Below are 22,549 nucleotides of genomic sequence, written 5' to 3' on the forward strand. Positions count from 1 at the left end.
CTCTATGTCAAATAGTGTTGTTATTCAAAAGTTAGTAAAACAAGTCATTTTTGCAGCTACCTTTTTTGGTAGCTGCTTTTTTTGTAGTCATTCCTAATGTGAAGGACGCTTTCTGCGGGTGACGCTTCATCCTCCGCGCTCCGCTGTGGGGTATTCAGCTGCCACTTTTCCCGCTAGAGTCGCCTTCACAAACGTCATGACACTGCACGTTTATTATTGAGGCTCTCGCGTATTAAAAGACAGTAAAAGAGTCAATTAATTACGAGTTGGGAGCGATGCGTTTATGATTGAATCCGAGTAGAATCCTGTTTCTGAAATTTGAAAAGTTACGGTAACCAAACGAAATCCGTTTAATCACTTTTATTTTGTTATTGATCCCTCCTAAATGCCCGTTGGAATCCTTGTATTTAAAGCTATTTTCGATTGCAAGTAAATGCTTGTTTAATGTTTTTAAACTGCGTTTCAGTTGTGAAGAAACGAAAGGTTTTTTAGTCTGAATCAGTGATTGGTAAGCAGGGGGATTTTTGTGTTGTAGCGCAATCAGTAATTGCTGTGCTAGTTCGTACGTTTCTTTGAATTCAACATCCAGTGTCATAAAGTAATCGATGATTCCTCTCGAACTTTTTTGTCCGTTAAATAAACGATGATAGCGATAATCAAAATCGCTTAAGTCTGTTTTGTTTTTGAGAAGTAATTTCCAATACGCTTTGAGTTTACGATAAATCTTTTTATCTTCTGAGTTTGAAATATCATAACGGTTCATGAGTTTAATGCGTGTTTGATTAAGGGAACGTGTTACTAATTGGGACAAATGAAAACGATCGATAATGCAATCTTCTAGATGGGAGGATATCAATGATTTCATATTTTTTCGCATCAGTGAAAATAAAACGCATCTGACTATCAGCACTCTTTACCGATTTGAATTCATCCATTGAAAGATGTAGAGGAAGCCTTTGATAGTTCGGTTTGAATTGAGGAGACCATTGGTGTAAAGCACGATTAACAGTAGTTGTTGAAACACTCTGTCTAAAAGCGATATCTTTTTCAGAAGTAATAAACTGCCCTTCGGCAGCTAGTGTTTGAATGATGCATTTGGTGATAAAACAATTTCGTTTTACCATCGAAGTTGAAGCGATAAAGGTTGTTTTACATCCTTTACATAAGAAGCGTTGCTTCTTTAAAAAGAGATAGGTTGGAAGGTTATTTGTTTTAGGGAGTGTGATACGTGATAGTTTAGTTCCGTGTTTAATGAGTTTAACTGTTTTATTATTAAAGCCGCAATTCGCACACCGTGAGGGTGTGTAAGAGCGTGTACCCAAATAACAAGTGCTTAAAACACCTTTAATTAACTGAGTTAAACACCATGTTTTTGGAAAAGAAATAGTTTCATCTGTAATTCCAGAGGAATTCGCGATATTATTAAAAGTGATAGCTGACATTGTCGAATCCCCCTTATAAATTTGTTGTGGTGACTTAATATTATAGGGATTTTGAAAATGTTGCTATTTTTTTGCGAAAAAATAGGCATCAGTGAAAATTCACCAACACCATAAATTATAGAACCGTTTTTTTATAGGAACTAATCGTTAGTTTGGCGTGAAAAGCGTGTGGTTCTTTAGCGGTTATCATCCAGTGAGCGTAATGTAGTCGTAAAGGATGTCCGCAGCAAAGGACTTTGTTTTTTAAAATACTGTGTAAAAAAGAAGGTGGAGAAATACAAGTGAAATCACCCAAGTTTAGGCTTTAAATACTAGAGGGATAAAAGTACTTTAAAGCCCGTTAAAAACTGCAGTGATTGGAGAAAATAACGTTTGGACTATTTTCCGTCGTTGCGTTATTTTTGAAATCACCCAAGTTTAGGCTTTAAATACTAGAGAGATAAAAGTACTTTAAAGCCCGTTAAAAACTGCAGTGATTGGAGAAAATAACGTTTGGACTATTTTCCGTCGTTGCGTTATTTTTGAAATCACCCAAGTTTAGGCTTTAAATACTAGAGGGATAAAAGTACTTTAAAGCCCGTTAAAAACTGCAGTGATTGGAGAAAATAACGTTTGGACTATTTTCCGTCGTTGCGTTATTTTTGAAATCACCCAAGTTTAGGCTTTAAATACTAGAGAGATAAAAGTACTTTAAAGCCCGTTAAAAACTGCAGTGATTGGAGAAAATAACGTTTGGACTATTTTCCGTCGTTGCGTTATTTTTGAAATCACCCAAGTTTAGGCTTTAAATACTAGAGGGAATAACGACCTAGAACGGTGTTTATCTTCAGAATCAAGCCTCTCAATGAAAATTATTGAGGGGCCGTTTTATCCTATAAAGCATCTTTGGCTTGTTCCAGTTGTTGCAGCACTTGTTCAAAACCGGTGCCACCGAAACTGTTACGACGCGCAACGGCTGTTTGAGGTTGTAACACGGTATAAATATCTGCCTCAAACAGTGGATGTGCCGCCTGTAATTGTGCGAGCGTTAAATCGGCTAAATAATGCTGCGCTTGAATACATTGCAGTACGAGTTTGCCGACAATTTCATGTGCTTGCCGAAAGGGCACTTGTTTAGCTGCGAGGTAATCGGCTAACTCGGTCGCATTGGAGAAGTCTTTCGTAGTTGTTTCTGCCAGATGGTCGACGTTAACGGTCATCGATTCGAGCATGCCTGCCATAATCGTGAGTGAGCCGGCTAACGTATGAGCGGTATCAAAGACGCCCTCCTTATCTTCTTGCATGTCTTTATTATAGGCGAGTGGAATTCCTTTTAAGACAGTCAGTAATCCGACTAAATCACCATACACACGGCCGGTTTTACCACGAATGAGTTCAGCCATATCAGGGTTTTTCTTCTGCGGCATGATGCTTGATCCGGTGGCGAATGTATCAGAAAGCTCGATAAAGTTAAACTCATCAGTACTCCATACAATAAGTTCTTCACAGAGGCGAGATAAATGCATCATCACGAGTGAAGCGTTACTTAAATATTCAACTGCGAAATCACGGTCACTGACTGCGTCTAAACTGTTAGCGTAAGGCTTTGAAAAACCGAGCAAGTCCGCACTCAAATGACGATCAATCGGAAAGGTTGTGCCCGCTAAGGCACTGGCACCTAAAGGTGAGAGATCGACCCGTTTGAGACTGTCACGAAAACGTTCTTTATCACGTTCGAGCATCCAGAAGTAAGCGAGGAGGTGATGAGCAAACGAAATCGGTTGTGCCCGCTGTAAATGGGTGTAACCAGGCATCACGGTGTAGACATGGTCGGTCGCCAACTGAACGATGACTGCTTGCAACTTAGTGAGTAAGTCGGTGGCATGAATGACTTCTTTCTTTAAGTAAAGGTGCAAATCGGTGGCAACTTGATCGTTTCGACTACGGCCGGTGTGTAGTTTCCCGGCAACAGGGCCGATTTCATCATGTAATAATTGTTCGATGTTGAGGTGAATGTCCTCATTCGCCTCGCGATAAGTGAGTTCGCCAGCCCGTGCCCGTTGTGCTAAGGTCGTTAGTCCACTTTTAATTAAGGCAACATCGTCAGGCGGCAAGATACCAGTGGCACCAAGCATGCTCACGTGTGCGAGGCTGCCTTGAATATCTTCGGCTACGAGTTGTTGATCAAAACTGATTGAGGCACCAAAGGAATCGACCCATTCCTCATTCGTCGCGGCAAAGCGACCGCCCCATAATTTACTACTCATGCACGCCTGCTTTAGCATGTAATTGTACTTCGGCGTTGACTTTGGTCGAAAGTCCCCACAGCTTAATGAAACCAACGGCTGCCTCTTGATCGAACGTGTCTTCAGATGTGTAAGTTGCGAGGTTTTCGTTATAGAGAGAAGTCGGTGATTTACGTCCTACTACAATTGCTTGTCCTTTATACAGTTTGAGACGCACCGTACCAGTAACGTTTGTTTGAGTTTCTTTAATGAAGGCAATCAACGCTTTTGTCAATGGGTTAAACCAAAGTCCGTCGTAAATCATTTGTGTTAATTTCAACTCAACAGTTGGTTTGAAATGAGCAGTTTCTTGAATCAGTGTAATTGATTCTAACGCCTTATGAGCGGCAATTAACGTCATTGCGCCAGGTGCTTCATACACTTCACGTGACTTAATACCAACGACACGGTTTTCGATATGATCGATTTGACCAATGCCGTGTTTACCAGCGATTTTATTCAAATCGGCTACAATTGCCGCCGGTGATAGAGGCACACCATTGAGGCTAGTAGGCACACCTTCTTCAAACGATAGTTCAATCAGTTCAGGTTGTTCAGGTGCATCTTCTAAATTGGCAACTGTTAGCTCGTAAGCACCAGCTGGCGGGGTTGCCCACGGATCCTCGAGCACACCACATTCAATGGCACGGCCCCATAAATTTTGATCGACTGAGTAAGGGTTGTCTAAGTTGATTGGAATCGGAATAGCATTCGCTTGGGCATAGGCAATTTCTTCTTCACGCGACCACTTCCAATCACGTACAGGCGCTAGCACTTTAATGTTAGGAGCGAGTGCTTGGAAGGACACTTCAAAACGAACCTGGTCGTTTCCTTTACCAGTACAGCCATGCGCGACGGCAACTGCCCCTTCTTGTTCAACGATTTCAACAAGTTTTTTGGCAATTAAAGGACGGCTTAAGGCTGAAATAAGCGGGTATGCCCCTTCGTATAGCGTATGAGCTTGGAGCGCAATCAAGGCATAGTCCTCAATAAATTCATCAACAACATCTAAGACGATTGATTTGACAGCACCAACGGTTAAAGCCTTCGCTTTGACGAAGTCTAAATTCTTTCCTTCGCCGACGTTTAAACAAACGGCAATGACGTCATACCCTTTATCCTGTAACCATTTAATTGCAACTGATGTATCCAATCCACCTGAATAGGCTAATACGACTTTTTCTTTCATCTGCTTAATCCCCTTTGTATATATATGCTTAAATATATTATATTTATGCACTAATCATACAACTATATCGGATAATACGCAAGTTGTTTTTGCATACTTATGTAAAAAAACTTTGTTATCTGCATAATTATTAATTGTAGATGGTACATTTAATTGTTAATCTGAAATAATCAACCGTGTTTGAGGAGTATGCTTTGGTATATTTGCGTGATATTTGGTATGATTACGAGTGACAATACATAGTGATTAGAAAGCGAGTGTACAAAGAAGTGAAAAAACCATTAGATTATTTATTTTGGTACACTGTTTCTCATTTTGTTATCGATGAGAAGTACCGTATCATCCATTTAAATGAAGAAGAATTAGAAGTCTGGATTGAAAATACAACGAATAGAGACTTGCCAATTATACGTTTATCGCAGCGTGATGTCACTTGGCGTGTGCTTGTTGAACGTGATTTTAATCAAGTCGTTCATGTGATGAGTCAATTTCGCAAAGAATTAAACCGTCCGAAACTGACATTAGCAAATATTTATTTATGCGAAAAAACACTCGAAACAAGTGGAATGTATAACGAAACAAAAATGAGCGAGGATAAAACCATTACCATTAACAGTTATGTACTCACACCAACAGAACAAGCGGCTGATATGAGCTTGTTGGCGGCGGACTTTAACTGGAACACTGAGAAGATGTTGCCACTAGCGGAACAAACGAATGCAGCAGTCGAGGAGTTAAAAGTGAAGATGGTTTCGCATTTGAGTGCGAATGTGCAACTTCCGGCTAAGAAAACCTGGAAAGACCAATTTTTATGGACCTATTTACTGATTGCCATTAATGTGCTCGTTTTTCTAGCGATGACGGTGATGGGAGGAAGTACCGATACGTATGTACTCACCTTGTTCGGGGCAAAGATTAATGAGTTGATTGTGGCTGGTGAGTGGTGGCGTCTTATTACGCCGATGTTCCTTCATATCGGATTTACCCACCTCTTAATGAACATGGTGTCACTCTTTATTATTGGAACTTTGGTTGAACGTATTTTTGGCGGCTGGCGCTTTTTAACCATCTACTTTGTTGCCGGGATTGCAGGTGTCATCGCGAGCTTTGTTTATTCCGACAGTTTATCTGCCGGAGCGAGTGGCGCAATTTTCGGCTTGTTTGGTGCATTGCTCTATCTCATCATCAAAAAACCGCAAATTTATTGGAAAACATTAGGGGTAAACGTCTTGTTCTTACTCGGAATTAACCTCGCCTACGGTTTTGTTGTGTCGAATGTTGATCAATATGCTCACATCGGTGGCTTAATTGGTGGATTGTTTATGGCTTACTGCGTCGCAATTAAGGGGCAGTACGTCGATTGGAAACGGTGGGTGTATGTTGCCTTAACTGTTGTTATTTTCAGTTATTTTGTGGTCATCGGCTACCGTAATGTGAATGCAACCAGCGATCCAGCCACTGGAAACGCTGTTGCGATGAGTTATATTGAACAACACAAAATGGGCAAAGCAAAAAAAGTGGTTGGCGTTATCGAAAAAAATAACTATAATGATTATGTAAGCGATTTTTTACTTGGTACAATTGAATTTCAAAAGGGGAATCATGCGGCCGCAATCACAGCATTAGAACGAGCGATTGCGCAAGAACCTAATTTCCCTGAAGCGTTCTATAACCTAGCATTAGTGCATCAAGCGGATGGGAACCGGTTGAAAGCAATCGCGGCCGCTAAGCAGGCGAGTGCCCAGAGCAGTGATGCGAGCTATAAGGCGCTGTATGAAAAGTTAAACGAATCGAACTAAAAGAGGTGTACGATGACAATTAAAACTGTCTTTGATGTGCAACAATTGTTAAAAAAATTTGGTGCCTTCATTTATGTCGGTAACCGCAAAGCCAGCCTAGAAATGATGGCGACGGAAATAAAAGAACTTTTTGATCATCAATTAATTGAGACAAATGATTATGCGGCGGCACGACTCGTCTTGCTTGGTGCGATCCGTGAAGAAGAAAATGGAGGGATTGGCGTATGGTTAAAAAATTAGTAGGGATTGATGTGGGTGGCACGTCTGTTAAATTTGCCATTGTGAGCTTGACTGGTGAAATTGAACAAAAATGGACGATTAAAACAAATATTGCAGATGCTGGTTCGCACATTGTACCGGACATTGCCAAGTCGTTAAACAACAAACTGTTGGAACTAGCTATAGAGAAAGACAATATCGTTGGTATCGGAATGGGAACACCTGGTTCGATTAACTATACGAACGGTACGGTAGTCAATGCCTTCAACTTAAACTGGACAACTGTTCAGCCAGTGAGTGCGACGCTAACAGAGTTGACCGGTTTACCTGTCTATCTTGATAACGATGCCAACGTGGCAGCCTTAGGTGAAGGGTGGCAAGGTGCGGGTGATGGTGAATCCGAGGTTGTATTTGTGACGTTAGGAACAGGTGTCGGTGGTGGTGTTATTACGAATGGTAAAATTGTTCGCGGTATCGCCGGTGCAGGTGGTGAAATTGGTCATGTGACGGTTGAACGAGATGGTATTGCTTGTACCTGTGGAAAAAAAGGCTGTTTAGAAACGATTGCCTCAGCGACCGGTGTTCTTAATGTGGCGCGCCAACAAGCCCCATCTTCAAAAGCCAATTCGACATTGCGTGATGACTTATTATTAAACAATTCAGTCAGTGCCAAAGCTGTATTTGATGCGGCCAAGGCATATGATCCGTTTGCCCAAGAAGTTGTTGCCTATGTGGCACAATCGCTCGGCTTTGCCTTAAGTCACATTGGTAACTTATTGAATCCGTCGCGGATTGTTATTGGTGGTGGTGTATCCGCTGCGGGCGATGTGTTGATTGAACCTGTGCGTGATGAGTTTGAAAAGAATGTTTTTAGCACTGTGAAACAAAGCACTAAAATTGCAGTGGCAACACTCGGGAATGACGCTGGTGTTATTGGGGCTGCCTCACTAGTGTTAGCGGAACAAAATTAGTAGTCATTTTGAGACGTAAAAGTGACGAATTATTGAATAACTTAAAGATATTGTAAAAAAATAGCCACAAACAAAAAAGTATTCGCTGAGCGGATACTTTTTTTCTGTTTCATCAGCAACTGCTTTGTTAGACTAAAACAGTATTAGGATAACGAGGAGGTTTTTTTAGCATGATTGAAATCAGTACGACGATAAAATCAGTCGCTCAAGCAAAGGCGTTGCTTGAGGTTGGTGTTACAAAATTATTGTTCGGTGAAGATACCTTTGGTTTGCGCTTGGCTCATTCCTTTAGCCGTGCCGAACAACGTGAACTAATCGCGCTTGCTCATTCTTATGGGGCGAAAGCTTGCGTCATGGTCAATGCATTAATGCATAATGAACAAATTGAGCAATTACCGGACTATCTCACGTTTTTAAAAGCGGCGGGTGCCGATGAAGTGATGGCTGGTGATCCAGGTGTGTTTCAAATCATGAAACAGCCAGAGTACCGTTTGCCGTTTATTTATGATGCACAAACGATGGTTGTAAGCGCCCGACAAATCAATTTTTGGGCGAAACGAGGCGCAAGCGGGGGGATGTTAGCGCATGAAGTACCTTATGAAGAACTAACGATGCTGGCGCCACAACTCACTGTGCCTGCGACCTTTTTAGTGTATGGGGCATCCTGCATTCATCAATCACGACGTCCATTAGTACAAAATTATTTGAATTTTATTAAAAAAGATGACCTTATTACAAAGGAACGTGGTCTCTTTATTTCTGAACCACGCAAAGACGAAACCCATTATTCAATCTATGAAGATGTCAATGGTACACATATTTTTGCCAATCATGATGTCAATTTACTCGGACAGCTTGATAAGTTGCTAGCGATTGGTATGCATGACTGGAAACTAGATGGTCTGTTTGTGGAGGAAGGGCGTTTTGTTGAAATTGTCGCGTTGTTTGTCACGGTGAAACGTTTGTATGAAACGGCTGCGTTTAAAGAGACGATGTTACTAGGGCTATCAGAAAAACTGACGCACTTACATCCTAAAACACGTAGTATGGATACGGGATTCTTTTTAATGGATCCCGAAGCAGTTAAGTAAAGGAGTGTTATGATGACAAAAACATTAATTCGTCCTGAGGTGTTAGCACCTGCGGGGACGTTAGAAAAATTAAAAACAGCGATTCATTATGGGGCAGATGCCGTCTATATTGGAGGCGAAGCATTCGGATTGCGATCACGAGCGGGAAATTTCACTTACGATGAAATGCGCGAAGGGGTCGCCTTTGCTAAGGCGCATCAGGCAAAAGTATATGTTGCGGCCAATATGGTGACACATGAAGGTAACGCGAAAGGCGCAGGCGCCTTTTTTAGAAACCTGCGCGATATCGGCATCTCGGCGGTCATTGTATCAGATCCGGCGTTAATCGAAATTTGTATTACCGATGCCCCGGGATTGCCTGTCCATTTATCAACACAGGCTTCTGCAACAAATTATGAGACCTTGAATTATTGGCAAGCTGAGGGATTAGAACGGGTTGTGCTTGCGCGAGAAGTGTCGATGGCCGAAGTTGCGGCCATGCGTGAAAAAACGAGCGTTGAAATTGAAGCGTTCATTCATGGGGCGATGTGTATTTCATATTCAGGCCGTTGTGTCTTGTCTAATCACATGTCTAAACGAGATGCGAACCGTGGTGGTTGCTCACAATCATGCCGTTGGAAATATGATTTATTCGAAGCACCAACACCGGCGACGCATCAATCGTTAGCGACAGGTGAAACTGTTGAACCGTTTTCGATGAGTTCGGTAGATATGACCATGATTGAACATATTCCCGATTTGATTCAAAATGGCGTGAACAGTTTTAAAATCGAAGGGCGGATGAAGTCGATTCATTATGTTTCGACCGTCTCTAATGTGTATAAGGCGGCTGTCGATAGTTACATGGCTGATCCGGACAATTACGTTTGTAAGCAAGAATGGATTGATGAGTTATGGAAGGTATCGCAACGTGAACTGTCGAGTGGTTTTTATTACGGCCGACCTAGTGAAAATGAACAGTTGTTTGGTGCGCGCCGCAAACTGCCTGTTTATGCTTTTGTTGGGCAAGTACTTGCCTACGACAACAGCACACAAATGGCGACGGTTCAACAGCGGAATGCTTTTAGTGTTGGGGATGAGGTCGAATTTTACGGGCCGGGATTCACTCACTTTGAGCAAACAATTACCGCAATGGAAGATGAAGACGGCATTGCGATTGAACGTGCTCCAAAAGCGATGATGACCGTCTATCTACCTGTTAAACAAGCGGTTAAACCCGGTGATATGATTCGCAAGAAAAAATAAATGTGAACTGAGAAACGTGTCGAATGCGAATGCTGCATTTGACACTTTTTTTATTGGCGTAAATAAGGGTATTATGAGGTGGCTAAATGAGCTGAAACGTCTAACTGGCCGTTTGAAAGGAGATTGTTTAGCGTCTGCGAATAGGTATAACATGAAGGAGGCGAAAGCATGCGAAAACGAAATGGTTTTACACTGGTGGAAATGCTGATTGTGTTAGTCATCATTTCAGCTTTATTACTACTTATTTTGCCGAATGTGATGCAGCATACACAAACAGCACAGGCTAAAGGCTGTGAGGCACAGCGCAATATGGTTGAAAATCAGGTGATGGCTTATCAAATGGATACAGGAAAGGTGCCGACAGTGACGCAACTGGTCAACCGGGGCTATTTAAAGAAAGGTCAAGATCAATGCGCAGATAAACGCAAAATTGTGATTGCAAAAGATGGCACCGTTACGATTAAATAAACGGGCCTTTACAATCGGAGAACTACTGCTTGTCTTAGTGATTGTGATGTTGTTAGCGGGAATCTCGTTTAAAGGCGTATCACAGCTTCATACGCAACTGAACAGTTTTTTTAGTCTGAAACGAACAGTCATGCATCATCAACTTGCACAAATGCGAGCATTGGAAACAAAACAAACACAGGAGGTGCGTTATGATCTGCTTAAGCAGCAGCAATTATTTGGAACAATCAGTGAAGATTATCAAGAGATGACAATCGTAAAGGCAGCGCCGAGATACCGTTATAATAGCGCAGGAGAGGTGAATCGGTTTGATACGTTAATATTTGAAACAGCTCATCATCAATTCAAAGTGGTGATGCACATTAAATGGGGGCGGATGCGACTTGAAAAAACAGAACGGTTTTATCTTGATTGAACAAATGCTCACCTTGATTATTTTAATAGTTTGTTTGACGAGTATTGTCGTTTTTTTTATCAGATTGAAGTGACGAAGCGTGAAGGTGATAAAGATAAACAGGCCTACGCTGTTATATACCATGTCAGCCAATTTGGGACTCCCACCAAAGGAGACATGTGGTTTGATGGACAGCTGTATCGGTGGCAACTGATAAAAAAAGCAGAGGAGTGGCAGGTGGTGGTTGAAGATGAAAAGTGGCGATGGTGGGCCACCGAAAAAAAGATTACGCGCGAACGGCTTTACGCTGATTGAGGTACTGGTTTCCTTGTTGATATTGCCGTTGGTGATGCAATTAATTGTCGGTATTACACAAAGCGTTATGCAAGTGCAAGAACGTTGGCTAGTGCGACAAACAGAAACGGATTGGCATTTTATGCTCATTCAACTGCAGCGCTTAGGCGCTGATTTGCGGACAATCAACACAACGCCAACGAAATTAGGGTGGTATTTAAACGACGGTGAAGCACTTCATTTTCAACTGAAAAATGACAAGTTAATGATGACGACTGCCAAAGGCGGTAATATCACGTTGTTGTATGAAGTTGACACCGCCAACAGCTCTTTTGAAGCAAGGAGTCAGACAACAGCATGGCATATTGAATTGAAGGGACGTGGTTATTATTATTTGGAAACGCCAGCGCCCTCATAATGGTTTTGCTTATGTGTATGCACTCGGCATTTTAATGATGACTGCCTCAGTCGCAGGTGGCATTGCCTCGGTGGCACAACTTGAACGACAAATTGATCAATCACTCAAGCACTATTATGAACGAGAAATCCGAGTGAATTTGACTAATAAAAGCGAATCCACCTTGTTGAATCGCGAATAAATTGGAAAGGTCGCGAACGCGCGACTATGTCCCGTCGCAAGTAGCGGACTTGAAATTTAGAAGCTATTAGGTGGATGAGCTGGACCAATAAAAGCGAATCCACCTTGTTGAATCGCGAATAAATTGGAAAGGTCGCGAACGCGCGACTATGTCCCGTCGCAAGTAGCGGACTTGAAATTTAGAAGCTGTTAGGTGGATGAGCTGGACCAATAAAAGCGAATCCACCTTGTTGAATCGCGAATAAATTGGAAAGGTCGCGAACGCGCGACTATGTCCCGTCGCAAGTAGCGGACTTGAAATTTAGAAGCTATTAGGTGGATGAGCTGGACCAATAAAAGCGAATCCACCTTGTTGAATCGCGAATAAATTGGAAAGGTCGCGAACGCGCGACTATGTCCCGTCGCAAGTAGCGGACTTGAAATTTAGAAGCTATTAGGTGGATGAGCTAGACCAATAATATGAAAAACATCGACTTCTTACTGTCGATGTTTTTTCGTTCGTATCCGTTACAAAATTAAATATAATCAATTGATTCAAATAAAGGCAACATAATGCTGAGGTAAATCATAATGATAAAGGTGCCGATAAACAGTAACAATAAGGGCTGAATCAAATTGAGTAGCCGTTTTAATCCGCTTTTTAGTTGTGCATTACAATAATGATGGCAGGCTAATAATTCTTGTGGTAGTTTGCCACTGCGTTCACCGTGCTGGACGATGGTAACGAACAGCGGTAAAAAAAAAGGGTGTTTCTGCAAGGCTTCACTAAAGCTAAGGCCGCTTTGGAGTTCATTGTTTAACTGCACCGCCACATCTTTAAAGAGGCCGGTATGATTCGATTGGCTTAATTGTAAAATTTGTTGCAAGGAGAGACCGCTTTTTAACAATAGACTGAATTCACGTGCGAATAGCTGCGTGTAATACAATTTAGCGATGTGTGCAGATAGACGAAACTCGCTCCAAAAGAGCGCTTGCTGATAGGCTGATTGATGTGCCAACCAATGCTTAATCGGAATAAAGAGTCCGATGCTAATGATGGCGGTCCCAATTAGGCCATAATGGGCCTTTTTTAACAGTAGGAGTAAAAAAGGGGGGGAAGCCTCGTTGTGGGCAAATAATAATTCGATTTGAGGCACAATGAAGGTCTGTAAGAGTCCGATGACGAGGGCAAGCACTGTCAATAAAACGAACGGGTAATACAACAACCGTCGTAACAATACCACTTGTTTAATTTGATAGTTCATCGCGGTCGCACAATCGTGCAAGGTTTGCTTGAATTGCCAATGTGTTTTGGAAAAATGTAACTGTGCACAAATAATGGGGGGAAACTGCTGGCGCCTTAAACAACTATCGAAGCTAAGTCCACTGTTTAAATCATGTTGAAGCGCCTTGAAGAACGCTGTTCGCTGAGGATAAACCTGCTGTAAAAAGCGTAAACCATCTTCAAGGCTTAAACCATTGTTGAGTAAATCACTTAGTTGCTGTAATAAGGCGGCGTGAAATTTTTGGTTAGTTAGGCGGGTCGATAAAGCCATAGCGGACTCCTTTCTTAAACAAGTACGGAAAACGTAAATGTGCTGGTAACTGGTGGGTGTGTAGTAAAGAGTCAAGTCGTTCAGCGGTGACGATTTCATAGATAAGGGCTCGTTGAAGTGGTGGTGAGAGGGTACGATGCGTCAGCGTTTGCGCCAAAGAAATGAATTGTTGGGCAATGACAGCCTCGACAGTTTGTTCAATATCTAATGCAGTGACACCAAAGTTATTTAAGCGAAATAAGACTCCGGTAGCATCAGTGGCATGGATGGTCGCCACGACTAAATGACCAGTTAGCGCGATTCTAATCGCCATTTGGGCTGAAAGAGCATCACGGATTTCGCCAATCATCACGATATCAGGATCGTGTCGTAAAATTGCTCGGAGAACGACGTCGAAGGTGAACTGCGCGTTCTCATTAATTTGAAATTGTAAAAAAGCGGATGAGGGCCGTTCAACGGGATCTTCAACCGTAATGATTTTACGATTGTAATGAGCGGTGACATGTTCGAGTAAATGAGCAATCGTTGCGGTTTTGCCACTGCCGACTGGTCCGCTAAATAAGAGTAAGCCTGTTTTCTTTGTGATGAGCTGATACAGTTGTTTTCGTTGTGTATCGAATAACGCTAACGGTGCCGTTATGTGTAAAGGCACGCAGCGAATGACAGCTGAAGGCTGGGAGCGAAAATTAGGAATGAGTGAAAGGCGTAGGCTAGCCGCGTCGATGCCAGCTAATTGCAATCGTCCGCTTTGCGGTAGTTGCTGTTCACCCATATCAAGCCCACTGTTGTATTTTAGGTAAGTGAGGCAGCGTTGGGCAACATCTAACGGTAAAGTGGTCAGTATTCTTAAATCGGAGCCAGATCGCAGTTGGATGAGGTAGCTGTTTTCTAAGGGGGTGAAGTGAATGTCGCTGTAATGTTGTCGTAAGGCTAAAGTAATATAGCGCTGGCAAAGATTTGCAATGTCGATACCATCAACTCCTTCAAAAAAAATCCACGTGTGCTTGTCAATAGTTAAAAAGGGTCCCTTATATCCTATTCGTGATGTGATACAATCCCCCTTTTTTTACCTAAAAACGAATGATTATCTCTATAAATACCATTAATGTTTGTTTAAAACGCAAGGTAAGCGGTTACAAAATAAGTAAATATAAAAAAGAGAGGTATTGTCGGACAATTCGGAATATGTTATGATGAAAGGGTAAAAAGTGAATAGTTTAGTGGCTGAACATAGTGAGAGAGCATGCAAAAAGCATCACCGAAGGGGCAAGTGTTGCGACACGAAACTCTCAGGTAAACGGATTACTATGGGACACAGCTCTGAAATTCTGGCTCATCATCAGATAACAGAGACGCATGAGCTAAAAATGCGTCCTTTTTTATGCGTGCTGTAAAAAGGGATCACACATCTATGAGAGGAGAATGGCAATGAGCGAATTAAAACGTACGCCGATTTTTCCAGGGTATGCGGCTTTCAATGGCAAAACAATTGATTTTGGAGGTTGGGAGTTACCCGTTCAATTTAGCAGTATCAAAGAAGAACACCAGGCTGTGCGCGAAGCAGCAGGGTTATTTGATGTGTCACACATGGGTGAAATTACCGTCGTTGGGCCAGATGCAGTTGCTTATTTGCAACATTTACTCACGAATGATATTAGTAAAATAAAAGACCAACAAGCACAATACAATATTATGTGTTATCCCACCGGTGGCTGTGTCGATGATTTAATTGTCTACCGTCGTCATGAAACCTCGTATTTATTAGTCGTGAACGCAGCCAATTGCGAAAAGGATTACGACTGGATGCAAGCGCAGCTTGAAACCTATGATGTGACCGTTACGAATGTATCTGAGACGTATGGTCAAATCGCTATCCAAGGACCAGCTGCAAGAGCAATCGTGCAGCAACTAACAGAGACAGACGTGTTAGCGATTCCACCGTTTTATTTTAAAGAGAACGTCATCATCGCGGGTCAACCAGTGATGGTGTCACGGACGGGTTACACCGGTGAAGATGGTTTTGAAATCTACATGGCGAGTGCGGCAGCTTTAGAAATTTGGCAATTATTTGCTGAATTAGATACCGTTTTGCCAATTGGTTTAGGGGCGCGTGATACACTGCGATTTGAAGCGGCTTTATCCTTATATGGTCAAGAAATCACAGCAGATATTTCGCCACTTGAAGCCGGTCTAGGTTTTGCAGTCAAGCTCGATAAAACAGCGACCTTTATCGGTCAAGCGGCCTTAATTGCTCAAAAAGCGTCAGGTACAATGCGTCGTATCATCGGTTTAGAACTGATTGATAAAGGCGTGGCACGCCATGGTTATCCTGTGTTGAAAGATGGGGTTGAAGTGGGGGTCGTTACTACTGGAACACAGTCCCCAACCTTAGGAACAAGTATCGCCCTTGCCTTAGTTAATCATGAGGTCATTGATGAAACGACCTTCGATATTCAAGTGCGTAAACGCGTGTTACAAGCGAAAAAAGTACCGAAAACATTTTATAAACGTAGCCGATAGGAGGAGACAGCATGAACGAATACCGTTATTTACCACTGACTGAGAACGATAAAGCAGAAATGCTCCAAACGATAGGTGTGGATGATGTCGAGGCATTATTTGCACCGATTCCGCAATCTGTCCGTCTGCCTCGAGATTTGAACTTAAAGCCAGCTGCAGATGAAAATAGCCTCGTGCGAGAGTTGTCACGTTTGGCAGCGAAAAATGTAACAACGACCACCCACACGTCTTTTTTAGGTGCCGGTGTTTATACGCATGCCATTCCAGCAGTGGTTGATAGTATGATTTCACGTTCGGAGTTTTATACGGCCTATACACCGTATCAACCTGAAATTTCACAAGGTGAATTACAAGCGATCTTTGAATTTCAAACGATGATTGCCCGCATTACGGGGATGGAATTGGCAAACTCATCAATGTATGATGGTGGTACAGCACTCGGAGAAGCAGCAGCATTAGCAGCTGGCGTCAAAAAACGATCGCAAATCTTAATGAGCGAACTCGTTCATCCCGAGTATCAAGCAGTTGTGCAGTCTTATTGTGAGGGGCGCGGCGTTGAAGTTGTGCTTGCAAAAGCAAAAGACGGGCTAACTGACGTTGCCTCTATCAAAGCTTTAATGACAGATGATACAGCGGCAGTGATTGTGCAGTATCCCAACTTTGTAGGACAAGTGGAACCCATCGCAACTTTTGCTGAGTTGGCGAACGCCAATAAATCCTTGTTTATTACATCGTCGAATCCATTGGCTCTCGGTTTACTGACACCACCAGGGGCAGTAGGTGCTGATATCGTCGTCGGTGATTCACAGGTGTTTGGTATTGCTGAATCATTCGGTGGTCCTCATTGCGGTTATTTCGCAGTTTCTAAAAAACTAATGCGGAAGGTACCTGGTCGCTTAGTCGGACAAACGGTTGATGAAAATGGTAAACGTGGCTTTGTCTTAACATTACAAGCCCGTGAACAACATATTCGTCGTGATAAAGCGACGTCAAATATTTGTTCGAATCAAGCTTTAAACGCTTTAGCATCAAGTATTGCAATGGCATCGCTCGGAAAACAAGGGTTGGTTGAGACGGCCAATCTCAACTTCCAAAAAGCTCATTATGCCCGTCAACAATTTGAGGCTAAAGGCTTCAAGGTGACTTATGGCCAACGTCAATTCAATGAATTTGTCGTTGAGTTTTCGCAGCCAATCGCGCAGCTACAACAGCTACTCATTGATGAAGGCTTTATTGGCGGTTATGATCTCGGTCGTGATTATGAAGGGATGGACCATCAGATGTTAATTGCTGTCACTGAGGTTATTCCTAAAGCAGAAATTGATCGCTTTATTAACGTACTGGAGGTGGCAAAATGATGACAACAGCAACGTTACCACTCATTTTTGAACAAACAAAGGCAGGGCGAGTGAGCTATAGTTTACCACCGCTTGACGTACCAACAGTAGATGCAACAGCGATTCTCGGTGTCGAAAACATCCGTCAAGTACCAGCGGAACTTCCTGAAATGGCGGAATTAGATTTAATTCGTCATTACACACGTTTATCAAACCATAATCATGGTGTCGATTCAGGTTTTTATCCATTGGGTTCATGCACGATGAAATACAACCCTAAGGTAAATGAAGTAACGGCGCGTTTAGATGGATTTGCCCATATTCATCCGTTGCAACCTGAAAACACAGTGCAGGGAGCCATGGGGCTCATGCACAATCTACAAGAAGATTTGAAAGAAATTACAGGGATGGATGAGGTAACATTGCAGACTGCAGCCGGAGCTCACGGTGAATGGACTGGGTTAATGCTCATCCGTGCCTTCCATTTAAAGAACGGTGATACGAAGCGAACAAAAGTTATTATTCCTGATGCAGCTCATGGGACAAATCCTGCTTCAGCAGCAGTGGCAGGGTTTGATGTCATTACCGTTAAATCTAATGAAAAAGGACTTGTTGATATTGAAGATTTGCGCCGTGTAGCCGATGAAACAACAGCAGCGCTAATGTTAACCAATCCGAATACGCTTGGTTTATTTGAAGAAAACATCGAACAAATCGCTGCTATTATTCACGAGGTCGGCGGTAAGGTGTATTACGATGGTGCCAACTTGAACGCGGTGATGAGTAAGGCACGTCCTGGCGATATGGGCTTTGATGTCGTGCATCTCAACTTGCATAAAACGTTCACTGGTCCACATGGTGGCGGAGGACCCGGTTCTGGTCCTGTAGGTGTTAAGGCTGACTTAGTGCCATTTTTACCAAAACCATTATTAATCAAAAAGGGCGATGCCTATCAGTTTGATTATAATCGTCCTGAATCGATTGGTCGTGTGAAGCCATTTTATGGTAACTTTGGTATTAATGTTCGCGCATACACCTACATTCGGACAATGGGGCCGATTGGTTTGAAATTAGTGACGGAGCATGCTGTTTTAAATGCGAATTATATTATGGCGCGACTCATGCCGTATTATGACCTCCCGTTTGCGGGGCCTTGTCAGCATGAGTTTGTGTTAAGTGGTCGTCGTCAAAAAATGCAGGGTGTGCGAACACTCGATATCGCGAAGCGGCTGTTGGATTTTGGCATTCATCCACCAACCACGTATTTCCCGCTCATTGTTGAAGAAGCATTGATGATTGAACCGACCGAAACAGAATCGAAAGAAACATTGGATAACTTCTGCGATGTGATGATTCAAATTGCAAAGGAAGCAGAAGATAATCCTGAAATCGTACAAGAAGCGCCACATACGACCTACATTCATCGTTTGGATGAAGCGCAAGCCGCACGTAAGCCACAAATTGTATGGCCAATAGCTTAACTAAATGATAACAAATAAAAAGCGTCTTTTTTACCGATTTTTTTATCGATAAGAAAGACGCTTTTTGGCGCTGTCAACTGTTAATCATATGACTATTTTGAATCTAAAGACTGGATTGTTAGACGCAGTTGATTGACAGATGTTTCGAAGTTGACTTGTTCAACAGCTGTTAAATTAAGGGCGATGATTTGTCGCAAACCGGTTTCGTTAATTAATGCAGGAGTACCAGTGAAAAGTCCGATTTCACCGTATTCACCGCGCTGAAAGGCAGAAACCGGTAAAATAGTGTTTTCATTATTTAAAATCGCTCTCACGAGACGAGCCGTACTCATCCCGATACCATAATAGGTTGCTTGTTTACGGTCGATGATTTCATAGGCTGCATCACGAACAGAGACATAGATGGTATTGAGATCATCTGCTGTAATGTTGTCCCACTCAATGATTGGTTTACCGCCAACCGTTGTATGGGACCAAACAGCCGTTTCAGAATCACCATGTTCGCCGATGATGTAGCCTTGAACGATGCGAGGATCGACGTTAAGTTTAAGGGCAATTTCTTTTTTGAAACGAGCGGTATCAAGAATTGTCCCTGTTCCAATCACACGGTTAAATGGTAAGCCAGATGCTTGCCATGCGATGTAGGTCATCACATCAACTGGGTTACTCGCGACGATGATTATTCCATCGAAGCCACTAGCCATAATTTCTGTTGTTACTTGTTCGGTGATTTTAGCGTTTGTATCAACGAGGTCTAAGCGGCTTTGTCCCGGTTTTTGATTGATACCGGCTGTTAAGATAACGAGTGCAGCGTCTTTACAATCCGCGTAATCCCCAGCATAAATAGTTGTTTTCGTATCAGCCCAAGCAATGCCGTCAGCTAAATCAAGTGCTTCACCCTCAGCCTTATTTTGATTGACGTCAATGAGGACGAGTTCGTTGCAGATGCCTTGGTTAACAATCGCATAAGCAATGCTTGATCCAACAAAGCCGGTACCGATAATTGCGACTTTACGTGCTGTTTTATTCATAATAATTACCTCCGTTTTGTATTGGTTATACGTTTAAGACTACGGAAGAGTCGGCACCTAGTCAACGGATTCTGGCATTGCGACTTCTGATGGAGTCATCACAAAAGACAATGATGAGGAAGTGCTAGCTTCCAGCAGCTATATCAAAAAACAGTTAACAAGATGTCGTATTACCGACACAATTGTGGTTCTATAATTTATGGTGTTGGTGAATTTTCACTGATGCCTATTTTTCGCAAAAAAATAGCTGCATTTTCAAAATCCCTATAATATTAAGTCACCACAACAAATTTATAAGGGGGATTCGACAATGTCAGCTATCACTTTTAATAATATCGCAAATTCCTCTGGAATTACAGATGAAACTATTTCTTTTCCAAAAACATGGTGTTTAACTCAGTTAATTAAAGGTGTTTTAAGCACTTGTTATTTGGGTACACTCTCTTACACACCCTCACGGTGTGCGAATTGCGGCTTTAATAATAAAACAGTTAAACTCATTAAACACGGAACTAAACTATCACGTATCACACTCCCTAAAACAAATAACCTTCCAACCTATCTCTTTTTAAAGAAGCAACGCTTCTTATGTAAAGGATGTAAAACAACCTTTATCGCTTCAACTTCGATGGTAAAACGAAATTGTTTTATCTCCAAACGTGTCATCCAAACACTAGCTGCCGAAGGACAGTTTATTACTTCTGAAAAAGATATCGCTTTTAGACAGAGTGTTTCAACAACTACTGTTAATCGTGCTTTACACTAATTGTCTCCTCAATTCAAACCGAACTAGCACAGCAATTACTGATTGCGCTAAAACACAAAAATTTCCCTGCTTACCAATCATTGATTCAGACTAAAAAACCTTTCGTTTCTTCACAACTGAAACGCAGTTTAAAAACATTAAACAAGCATTTACCTGCAATCGAAAATAGCTTTAAATACGAGGATTCCAACGGGCATTTAGGAGGGATCAATAACAAAATAAAAGTGATTAAACGGATTTCGTTTGGTTACCGTAACTTTTCAAATTTCAGAAACAGGATTCTACTCGGATTCAATCATAAACGCATCGCTCCCAACTCGTAATTAATTGACTCGTTTACTGTCTTTTAATACGCGAGAGCCTCAATAATAAACGTGCACGTCATGACGTTTGTGAAGGCGACTCTAGTGGGAAAAGTGGCAGCTGAATACCCCACAGCGGAGCGCGGAGGATGAAGCGTCACCCGCAGAAAGCGTCCTTCACATTAGGAATGACTACAAAAAAAGCAACTACAAAAAAAGCAACTACCAAAAAAGATAGCTGCAAAAATGACTTATTTTACTAAATTTTGAATAACAACACTTTTTGACATAGAGCCACAATTGTTAACTGTCCGAATCACTAGTTTTTAGTGTTTCGTAGCTGTGAAATAATCATTTTAGCATTAGCAAGGTTAAATTGATTACTTGCAATTAAGGCAGTCGTTACGGCTAATAGTTCATCTTCAGTAGCACCAGCACTCAAAGCCAGTGATTTGGCTTGTAAAGACATATGCCCTTTTTGGATACCATCAGATACAAGCGCTTTTAAGGCCGCAAGATTTTGGGCTAATCCAACCGCGGCGATAATACGTGCTAACTCTGTCGCGCTCGGTTTATTGAGGAGATCATGTGCCACGCGAGCCATCGGTAATAAGTGAGTGGCTCCGCCAACAGCTCCGACAGGTAAAGGGAGGGTGATGGTCCCGAGCAAATCGCCATTATCAGCCATCGTCCACTTAGAGAGTGGTTGATAGCGTCCTTGCTTAACTGCAAAGGCATGAGCGCCAGCTTCGATGGCACGTGTATCATTACCGCTCGCTAAAACGACGGCATCGACACCGTTCATAATGCCTTTATTATGTGTTGTCGCCCGATACGAATCGAGTTGGGCATAACGTGTAGCTTCAACAATTCGTTGGGCTAACCAGTTGCCGTCAAAGTCTTTTGTCGTTAGCGTTGTTGGTTTAATGACACATGATGCGCTTACGAGCGAGGTATCAGCGAAATTACTTAAAATCCGCATGAGAATTTCGCTGTTGAGCCAGTCTTTTAACACGATTGAAGTCGCCTCGAGAATGGTATTAATCATATTAGCACCCATCGCTTCCTGGACGTCAATCACAAGATGGAGTGTTAAATAGGTTTTGTTAGAATCCTCATCAGTAATGATGCGAGTTTCGATACGTTTTAAGCCACCACCACGCTTAATAAGCGAGGGATGGGCATTGTTAGCAACCTCAAAGAGTGCTGTTTCACGTTCGTGAATTAAGGCTAGGGCAGCTTCGAAATCATTAATGTCAGTGAAAATGAGTTGGCCGATCATCGCTCGTTCGTGGACGGTCGTCATAAAGCCGCCATTTTGTTTAACAATTTTGGCGGCATTACTGCTGGCCGCAATTACGGATGGTTCTTCGGTTACCATCGGAATATAATAAGGTGTGCCATCAATCATAAAGTGCATCGCTACACCAAGTGGGAGTGGAAACTGGCCGATTTGATTTTCAATCATCCCATCGGCAATCGCGTGGTCTAGCAATGCTTCGGTTAATAAGCTGGCCGTTTGTTCGCTCGTTAAAACACCAGAATCAATCAGACTGGCATGTCGTTCGGCTAATGTTTGTTCGTAAAATTTCTTCATGCGAGT

At 42.3% G+C, this 22,549-nt stretch carries 23 protein-coding genes and 1 riboswitch; of the genes, 15 read left to right on the plus strand and 8 right to left on the minus strand.

From position 1 onward, the window contains the following. Nucleotides 1-259: 259 nt before the first annotated feature. From ACJYYY_RS04200 to ACJYYY_RS04215, 4 genes are all read right to left on the minus strand, one after another. Nucleotides 260-877 (minus strand): transposase, encoded by a 618-nt coding sequence (locus tag ACJYYY_RS04200; RefSeq protein WP_408869146.1) that lies wholly within the window; start codon nucleotides 875-877, stop codon nucleotides 260-262. Beyond that, nucleotides 783-1,442 carry a transposase family protein gene (locus tag ACJYYY_RS04205; RefSeq protein ID WP_408869147.1) on the minus strand — a complete coding sequence of 220 codons (660 nt, stop codon included), beginning with the start codon at nucleotides 1,440-1,442 and terminating at the stop codon, nucleotides 783-785. The genes ACJYYY_RS04200 and ACJYYY_RS04205 overlap by 95 nt, the downstream gene beginning before the upstream one ends. 872 nt (nucleotides 1,443-2,314) lie before the next feature. Further along, nucleotides 2,315-3,688, minus strand: a complete 1,374-nt coding sequence (gene argH, locus ACJYYY_RS04210; RefSeq protein ID WP_051456900.1) for an argininosuccinate lyase — start codon at nucleotides 3,686-3,688, stop codon at nucleotides 2,315-2,317. Beyond that, nucleotides 3,681-4,895: an argininosuccinate synthase gene (locus ACJYYY_RS04215; RefSeq protein WP_035314187.1), complete on the minus strand. Its 1,215-nt coding sequence runs from the start codon at nucleotides 4,893-4,895 to the stop codon at nucleotides 3,681-3,683. The genes argH and ACJYYY_RS04215 overlap by 8 nt, the downstream gene beginning before the upstream one ends. Nucleotides 4,896-5,164: 269 nt before the next feature. Between ACJYYY_RS04215 and ACJYYY_RS04220 the strand changes: the two genes are divergently transcribed. The 10 genes from ACJYYY_RS04220 (at nucleotide 5,165) to ACJYYY_RS04265 (ending at nucleotide 11,975) form a co-directional block, all read left to right on the plus strand. Beyond that, nucleotides 5,165-6,694 (plus strand): rhomboid family intramembrane serine protease, encoded by a 1,530-nt coding sequence (locus tag ACJYYY_RS04220; RefSeq protein ID WP_408869148.1) that lies wholly within the window; start codon nucleotides 5,165-5,167, stop codon nucleotides 6,692-6,694. A 12-nt stretch (nucleotides 6,695-6,706) separates the two neighbouring features. Beyond that, a complete protein-coding gene (locus tag ACJYYY_RS04225; RefSeq protein ID WP_332248510.1) occupies nucleotides 6,707-6,934 on the plus strand; it encodes a YqgQ family protein in 228 nt (75 codons plus the stop codon). After that, nucleotides 6,919-7,884 (plus strand): ROK family glucokinase, encoded by a 966-nt coding sequence (locus tag ACJYYY_RS04230; RefSeq protein WP_035314181.1) that lies wholly within the window; start codon nucleotides 6,919-6,921, stop codon nucleotides 7,882-7,884. The genes ACJYYY_RS04225 and ACJYYY_RS04230 overlap by 16 nt, the downstream gene beginning before the upstream one ends. A gap of 170 nt (nucleotides 7,885-8,054) precedes the next feature. Next, on the plus strand, nucleotides 8,055-8,975 hold the full coding sequence (locus tag ACJYYY_RS04235; protein WP_035314179.1) for a peptidase U32 family protein: 921 nt from the start codon (nucleotides 8,055-8,057) through the stop codon (nucleotides 8,973-8,975). 12 nt (nucleotides 8,976-8,987) lie between these two features. Then, on the plus strand, nucleotides 8,988-10,220 hold the full coding sequence (locus tag ACJYYY_RS04240) for a U32 family peptidase (protein WP_198015712.1): 1,233 nt from the start codon (nucleotides 8,988-8,990) through the stop codon (nucleotides 10,218-10,220). Between the two features lie 168 nt (nucleotides 10,221-10,388). Beyond that, a complete protein-coding gene (gene comGC / locus ACJYYY_RS04245; RefSeq protein WP_035314176.1) occupies nucleotides 10,389-10,688 on the plus strand; it encodes a competence type IV pilus major pilin ComGC in 300 nt (99 codons plus the stop codon). Then, nucleotides 10,666-11,103, plus strand: coding sequence for a hypothetical protein (locus tag ACJYYY_RS04250; protein ID WP_035314174.1), 438 nt, complete (start codon nucleotides 10,666-10,668; stop codon nucleotides 11,101-11,103). Before comGC ends, ACJYYY_RS04250 begins: the two co-directional genes overlap by 23 nt. Before the next feature lie 69 nt (nucleotides 11,104-11,172). Then, nucleotides 11,173-11,397: a hypothetical protein gene (locus tag ACJYYY_RS04255; RefSeq protein WP_408869149.1), complete on the plus strand. Its 225-nt coding sequence runs from the start codon at nucleotides 11,173-11,175 to the stop codon at nucleotides 11,395-11,397. Next, a complete protein-coding gene (locus ACJYYY_RS04260) occupies nucleotides 11,333-11,794 on the plus strand; it encodes a competence type IV pilus minor pilin ComGF (protein ID WP_035314173.1) in 462 nt (153 codons plus the stop codon). The genes ACJYYY_RS04255 and ACJYYY_RS04260 overlap by 65 nt, the downstream gene beginning before the upstream one ends. Continuing rightward, entirely contained in the window at nucleotides 11,757-11,975 is a 219-nt protein-coding gene (locus ACJYYY_RS04265; protein WP_035314171.1) for a hypothetical protein, read from the plus strand. The genes ACJYYY_RS04260 and ACJYYY_RS04265 overlap by 38 nt, the downstream gene beginning before the upstream one ends. Nucleotides 11,976-12,489: 514 nt before the next feature. Here the strand turns inward: ACJYYY_RS04265 and comGB are convergent. Continuing rightward, complete coding sequence (gene comGB / locus ACJYYY_RS04270) at nucleotides 12,490-13,509, minus strand: competence type IV pilus assembly protein ComGB (protein WP_408869150.1); 1,020 nt, start codon at nucleotides 13,507-13,509, stop codon at nucleotides 12,490-12,492. After that, entirely contained in the window at nucleotides 13,484-14,560 is a 1,077-nt protein-coding gene (locus ACJYYY_RS04275) for an ATPase, T2SS/T4P/T4SS family (RefSeq protein ID WP_084038562.1), read from the minus strand. The genes comGB and ACJYYY_RS04275 overlap by 26 nt, the downstream gene beginning before the upstream one ends. 173 nt (nucleotides 14,561-14,733) lie before the next feature. Then, a riboswitch (glycine riboswitch) is annotated at nucleotides 14,734-14,824 on the plus strand. 113 nt (nucleotides 14,825-14,937) lie between these two features. Here ACJYYY_RS04275 and gcvT point away from each other — a divergent pair. From gcvT to gcvPB, 3 genes are read left to right on the plus strand one after another with little or no spacing between them, the layout of a single operon-like run. Further along, nucleotides 14,938-16,029 carry a glycine cleavage system aminomethyltransferase GcvT gene (gcvT, locus tag ACJYYY_RS04280; RefSeq protein ID WP_408869151.1) on the plus strand — a complete coding sequence of 364 codons (1,092 nt, stop codon included), beginning with the start codon at nucleotides 14,938-14,940 and terminating at the stop codon, nucleotides 16,027-16,029. Between the two features lie 11 nt (nucleotides 16,030-16,040). Continuing rightward, nucleotides 16,041-17,387: an aminomethyl-transferring glycine dehydrogenase subunit GcvPA gene (gcvPA, locus tag ACJYYY_RS04285; RefSeq protein ID WP_035314166.1), complete on the plus strand. Its 1,347-nt coding sequence runs from the start codon at nucleotides 16,041-16,043 to the stop codon at nucleotides 17,385-17,387. Further along, on the plus strand, nucleotides 17,387-18,847 hold the full coding sequence (gene gcvPB / locus ACJYYY_RS04290) for an aminomethyl-transferring glycine dehydrogenase subunit GcvPB (RefSeq protein ID WP_035314192.1): 1,461 nt from the start codon (nucleotides 17,387-17,389) through the stop codon (nucleotides 18,845-18,847). The genes gcvPA and gcvPB overlap by 1 nt, the downstream gene beginning before the upstream one ends. Before the next feature lie 92 nt (nucleotides 18,848-18,939). Here the strand turns inward: gcvPB and ACJYYY_RS04295 are convergent, their stop codons facing one another. After that, complete coding sequence (locus ACJYYY_RS04295; RefSeq protein WP_035315680.1) at nucleotides 18,940-19,878, minus strand: L-lactate dehydrogenase; 939 nt, start codon at nucleotides 19,876-19,878, stop codon at nucleotides 18,940-18,942. Nucleotides 19,879-20,188: 310 nt separating this feature from the next. On the opposite strand from ACJYYY_RS04295, the gene ACJYYY_RS04300 reads away from it, so the two are divergent. Further along, nucleotides 20,189-20,644 (plus strand): transposase family protein, encoded by a 456-nt coding sequence (locus tag ACJYYY_RS04300; protein WP_408869152.1) that lies wholly within the window; start codon nucleotides 20,189-20,191, stop codon nucleotides 20,642-20,644. An 80-nt stretch (nucleotides 20,645-20,724) separates the two neighbouring features. Then, a complete protein-coding gene (locus ACJYYY_RS04305; RefSeq protein ID WP_408869153.1) occupies nucleotides 20,725-20,967 on the plus strand; it encodes a transposase in 243 nt (80 codons plus the stop codon). A gap of 298 nt (nucleotides 20,968-21,265) precedes the next feature. On the opposite strand, the gene ACJYYY_RS04310 is transcribed toward ACJYYY_RS04305, so the two are convergent. Further along, a complete protein-coding gene (locus ACJYYY_RS04310; protein WP_035313912.1) occupies nucleotides 21,266-22,543 on the minus strand; it encodes a hydroxymethylglutaryl-CoA reductase, degradative in 1,278 nt (425 codons plus the stop codon). Between the last annotated feature and the right edge of the window lie 6 nt (nucleotides 22,544-22,549).

The sequence above is a fragment of the Brochothrix campestris genome (assembly GCF_046058945.1).
Lineage (GTDB): Bacteria > Bacillota > Bacilli > Lactobacillales > Listeriaceae > Brochothrix > Brochothrix campestris.

Excerpts from the sequence above, each read along its gene's own strand:
- ACJYYY_RS04200 (WP_408869146.1), bottom strand. The coding sequence starts at position 877 with ATGCGAAAAAATATGAAATCATTGATATCCTCCCATCTAGAAGATTGC.
- ACJYYY_RS04205 (WP_408869147.1), bottom strand. The coding sequence starts at position 1,442 with ATGTCAGCTATCACTTTTAATAATATCGCGAATTCCTCTGGAATTACA.
- argH (WP_051456900.1), bottom strand. The coding sequence starts at position 3,688 with ATGAGTAGTAAATTATGGGGCGGTCGCTTTGCCGCGACGAATGAGGAA.
- ACJYYY_RS04215 (WP_035314187.1), bottom strand. The coding sequence starts at position 4,895 with ATGAAAGAAAAAGTCGTATTAGCCTATTCAGGTGGATTGGATACATCA.
- ACJYYY_RS04225 (WP_332248510.1), top strand. The coding sequence starts at position 6,707 with ATGACAATTAAAACTGTCTTTGATGTGCAACAATTGTTAAAAAAATTT.
- ACJYYY_RS04230 (WP_035314181.1), top strand. The coding sequence starts at position 6,919 with ATGGTTAAAAAATTAGTAGGGATTGATGTGGGTGGCACGTCTGTTAAA.
- ACJYYY_RS04235 (WP_035314179.1), top strand. The coding sequence starts at position 8,055 with ATGATTGAAATCAGTACGACGATAAAATCAGTCGCTCAAGCAAAGGCG.
- ACJYYY_RS04240 (WP_198015712.1), top strand. The coding sequence starts at position 8,988 with ATGACAAAAACATTAATTCGTCCTGAGGTGTTAGCACCTGCGGGGACG.
- comGC (WP_035314176.1), top strand. The coding sequence starts at position 10,389 with ATGCGAAAACGAAATGGTTTTACACTGGTGGAAATGCTGATTGTGTTA.
- ACJYYY_RS04250 (WP_035314174.1), top strand. The coding sequence starts at position 10,666 with ATGGCACCGTTACGATTAAATAAACGGGCCTTTACAATCGGAGAACTA.
- ACJYYY_RS04260 (WP_035314173.1), top strand. The coding sequence starts at position 11,333 with ATGAAAAGTGGCGATGGTGGGCCACCGAAAAAAAGATTACGCGCGAAC.
- comGB (WP_408869150.1), bottom strand. The coding sequence starts at position 13,509 with ATGGCTTTATCGACCCGCCTAACTAACCAAAAATTTCACGCCGCCTTA.
- gcvT (WP_408869151.1), top strand. The coding sequence starts at position 14,938 with ATGAGCGAATTAAAACGTACGCCGATTTTTCCAGGGTATGCGGCTTTC.
- gcvPA (WP_035314166.1), top strand. The coding sequence starts at position 16,041 with ATGAACGAATACCGTTATTTACCACTGACTGAGAACGATAAAGCAGAA.
- gcvPB (WP_035314192.1), top strand. The coding sequence starts at position 17,387 with ATGACAACAGCAACGTTACCACTCATTTTTGAACAAACAAAGGCAGGG.
- ACJYYY_RS04295 (WP_035315680.1), bottom strand. The coding sequence starts at position 19,878 with ATGAATAAAACAGCACGTAAAGTCGCAATTATCGGTACCGGCTTTGTT.
- ACJYYY_RS04300 (WP_408869152.1), top strand. The coding sequence starts at position 20,189 with ATGTCAGCTATCACTTTTAATAATATCGCAAATTCCTCTGGAATTACA.
- ACJYYY_RS04310 (WP_035313912.1), bottom strand. The coding sequence starts at position 22,543 with ATGAAGAAATTTTACGAACAAACATTAGCCGAACGACATGCCAGTCTG.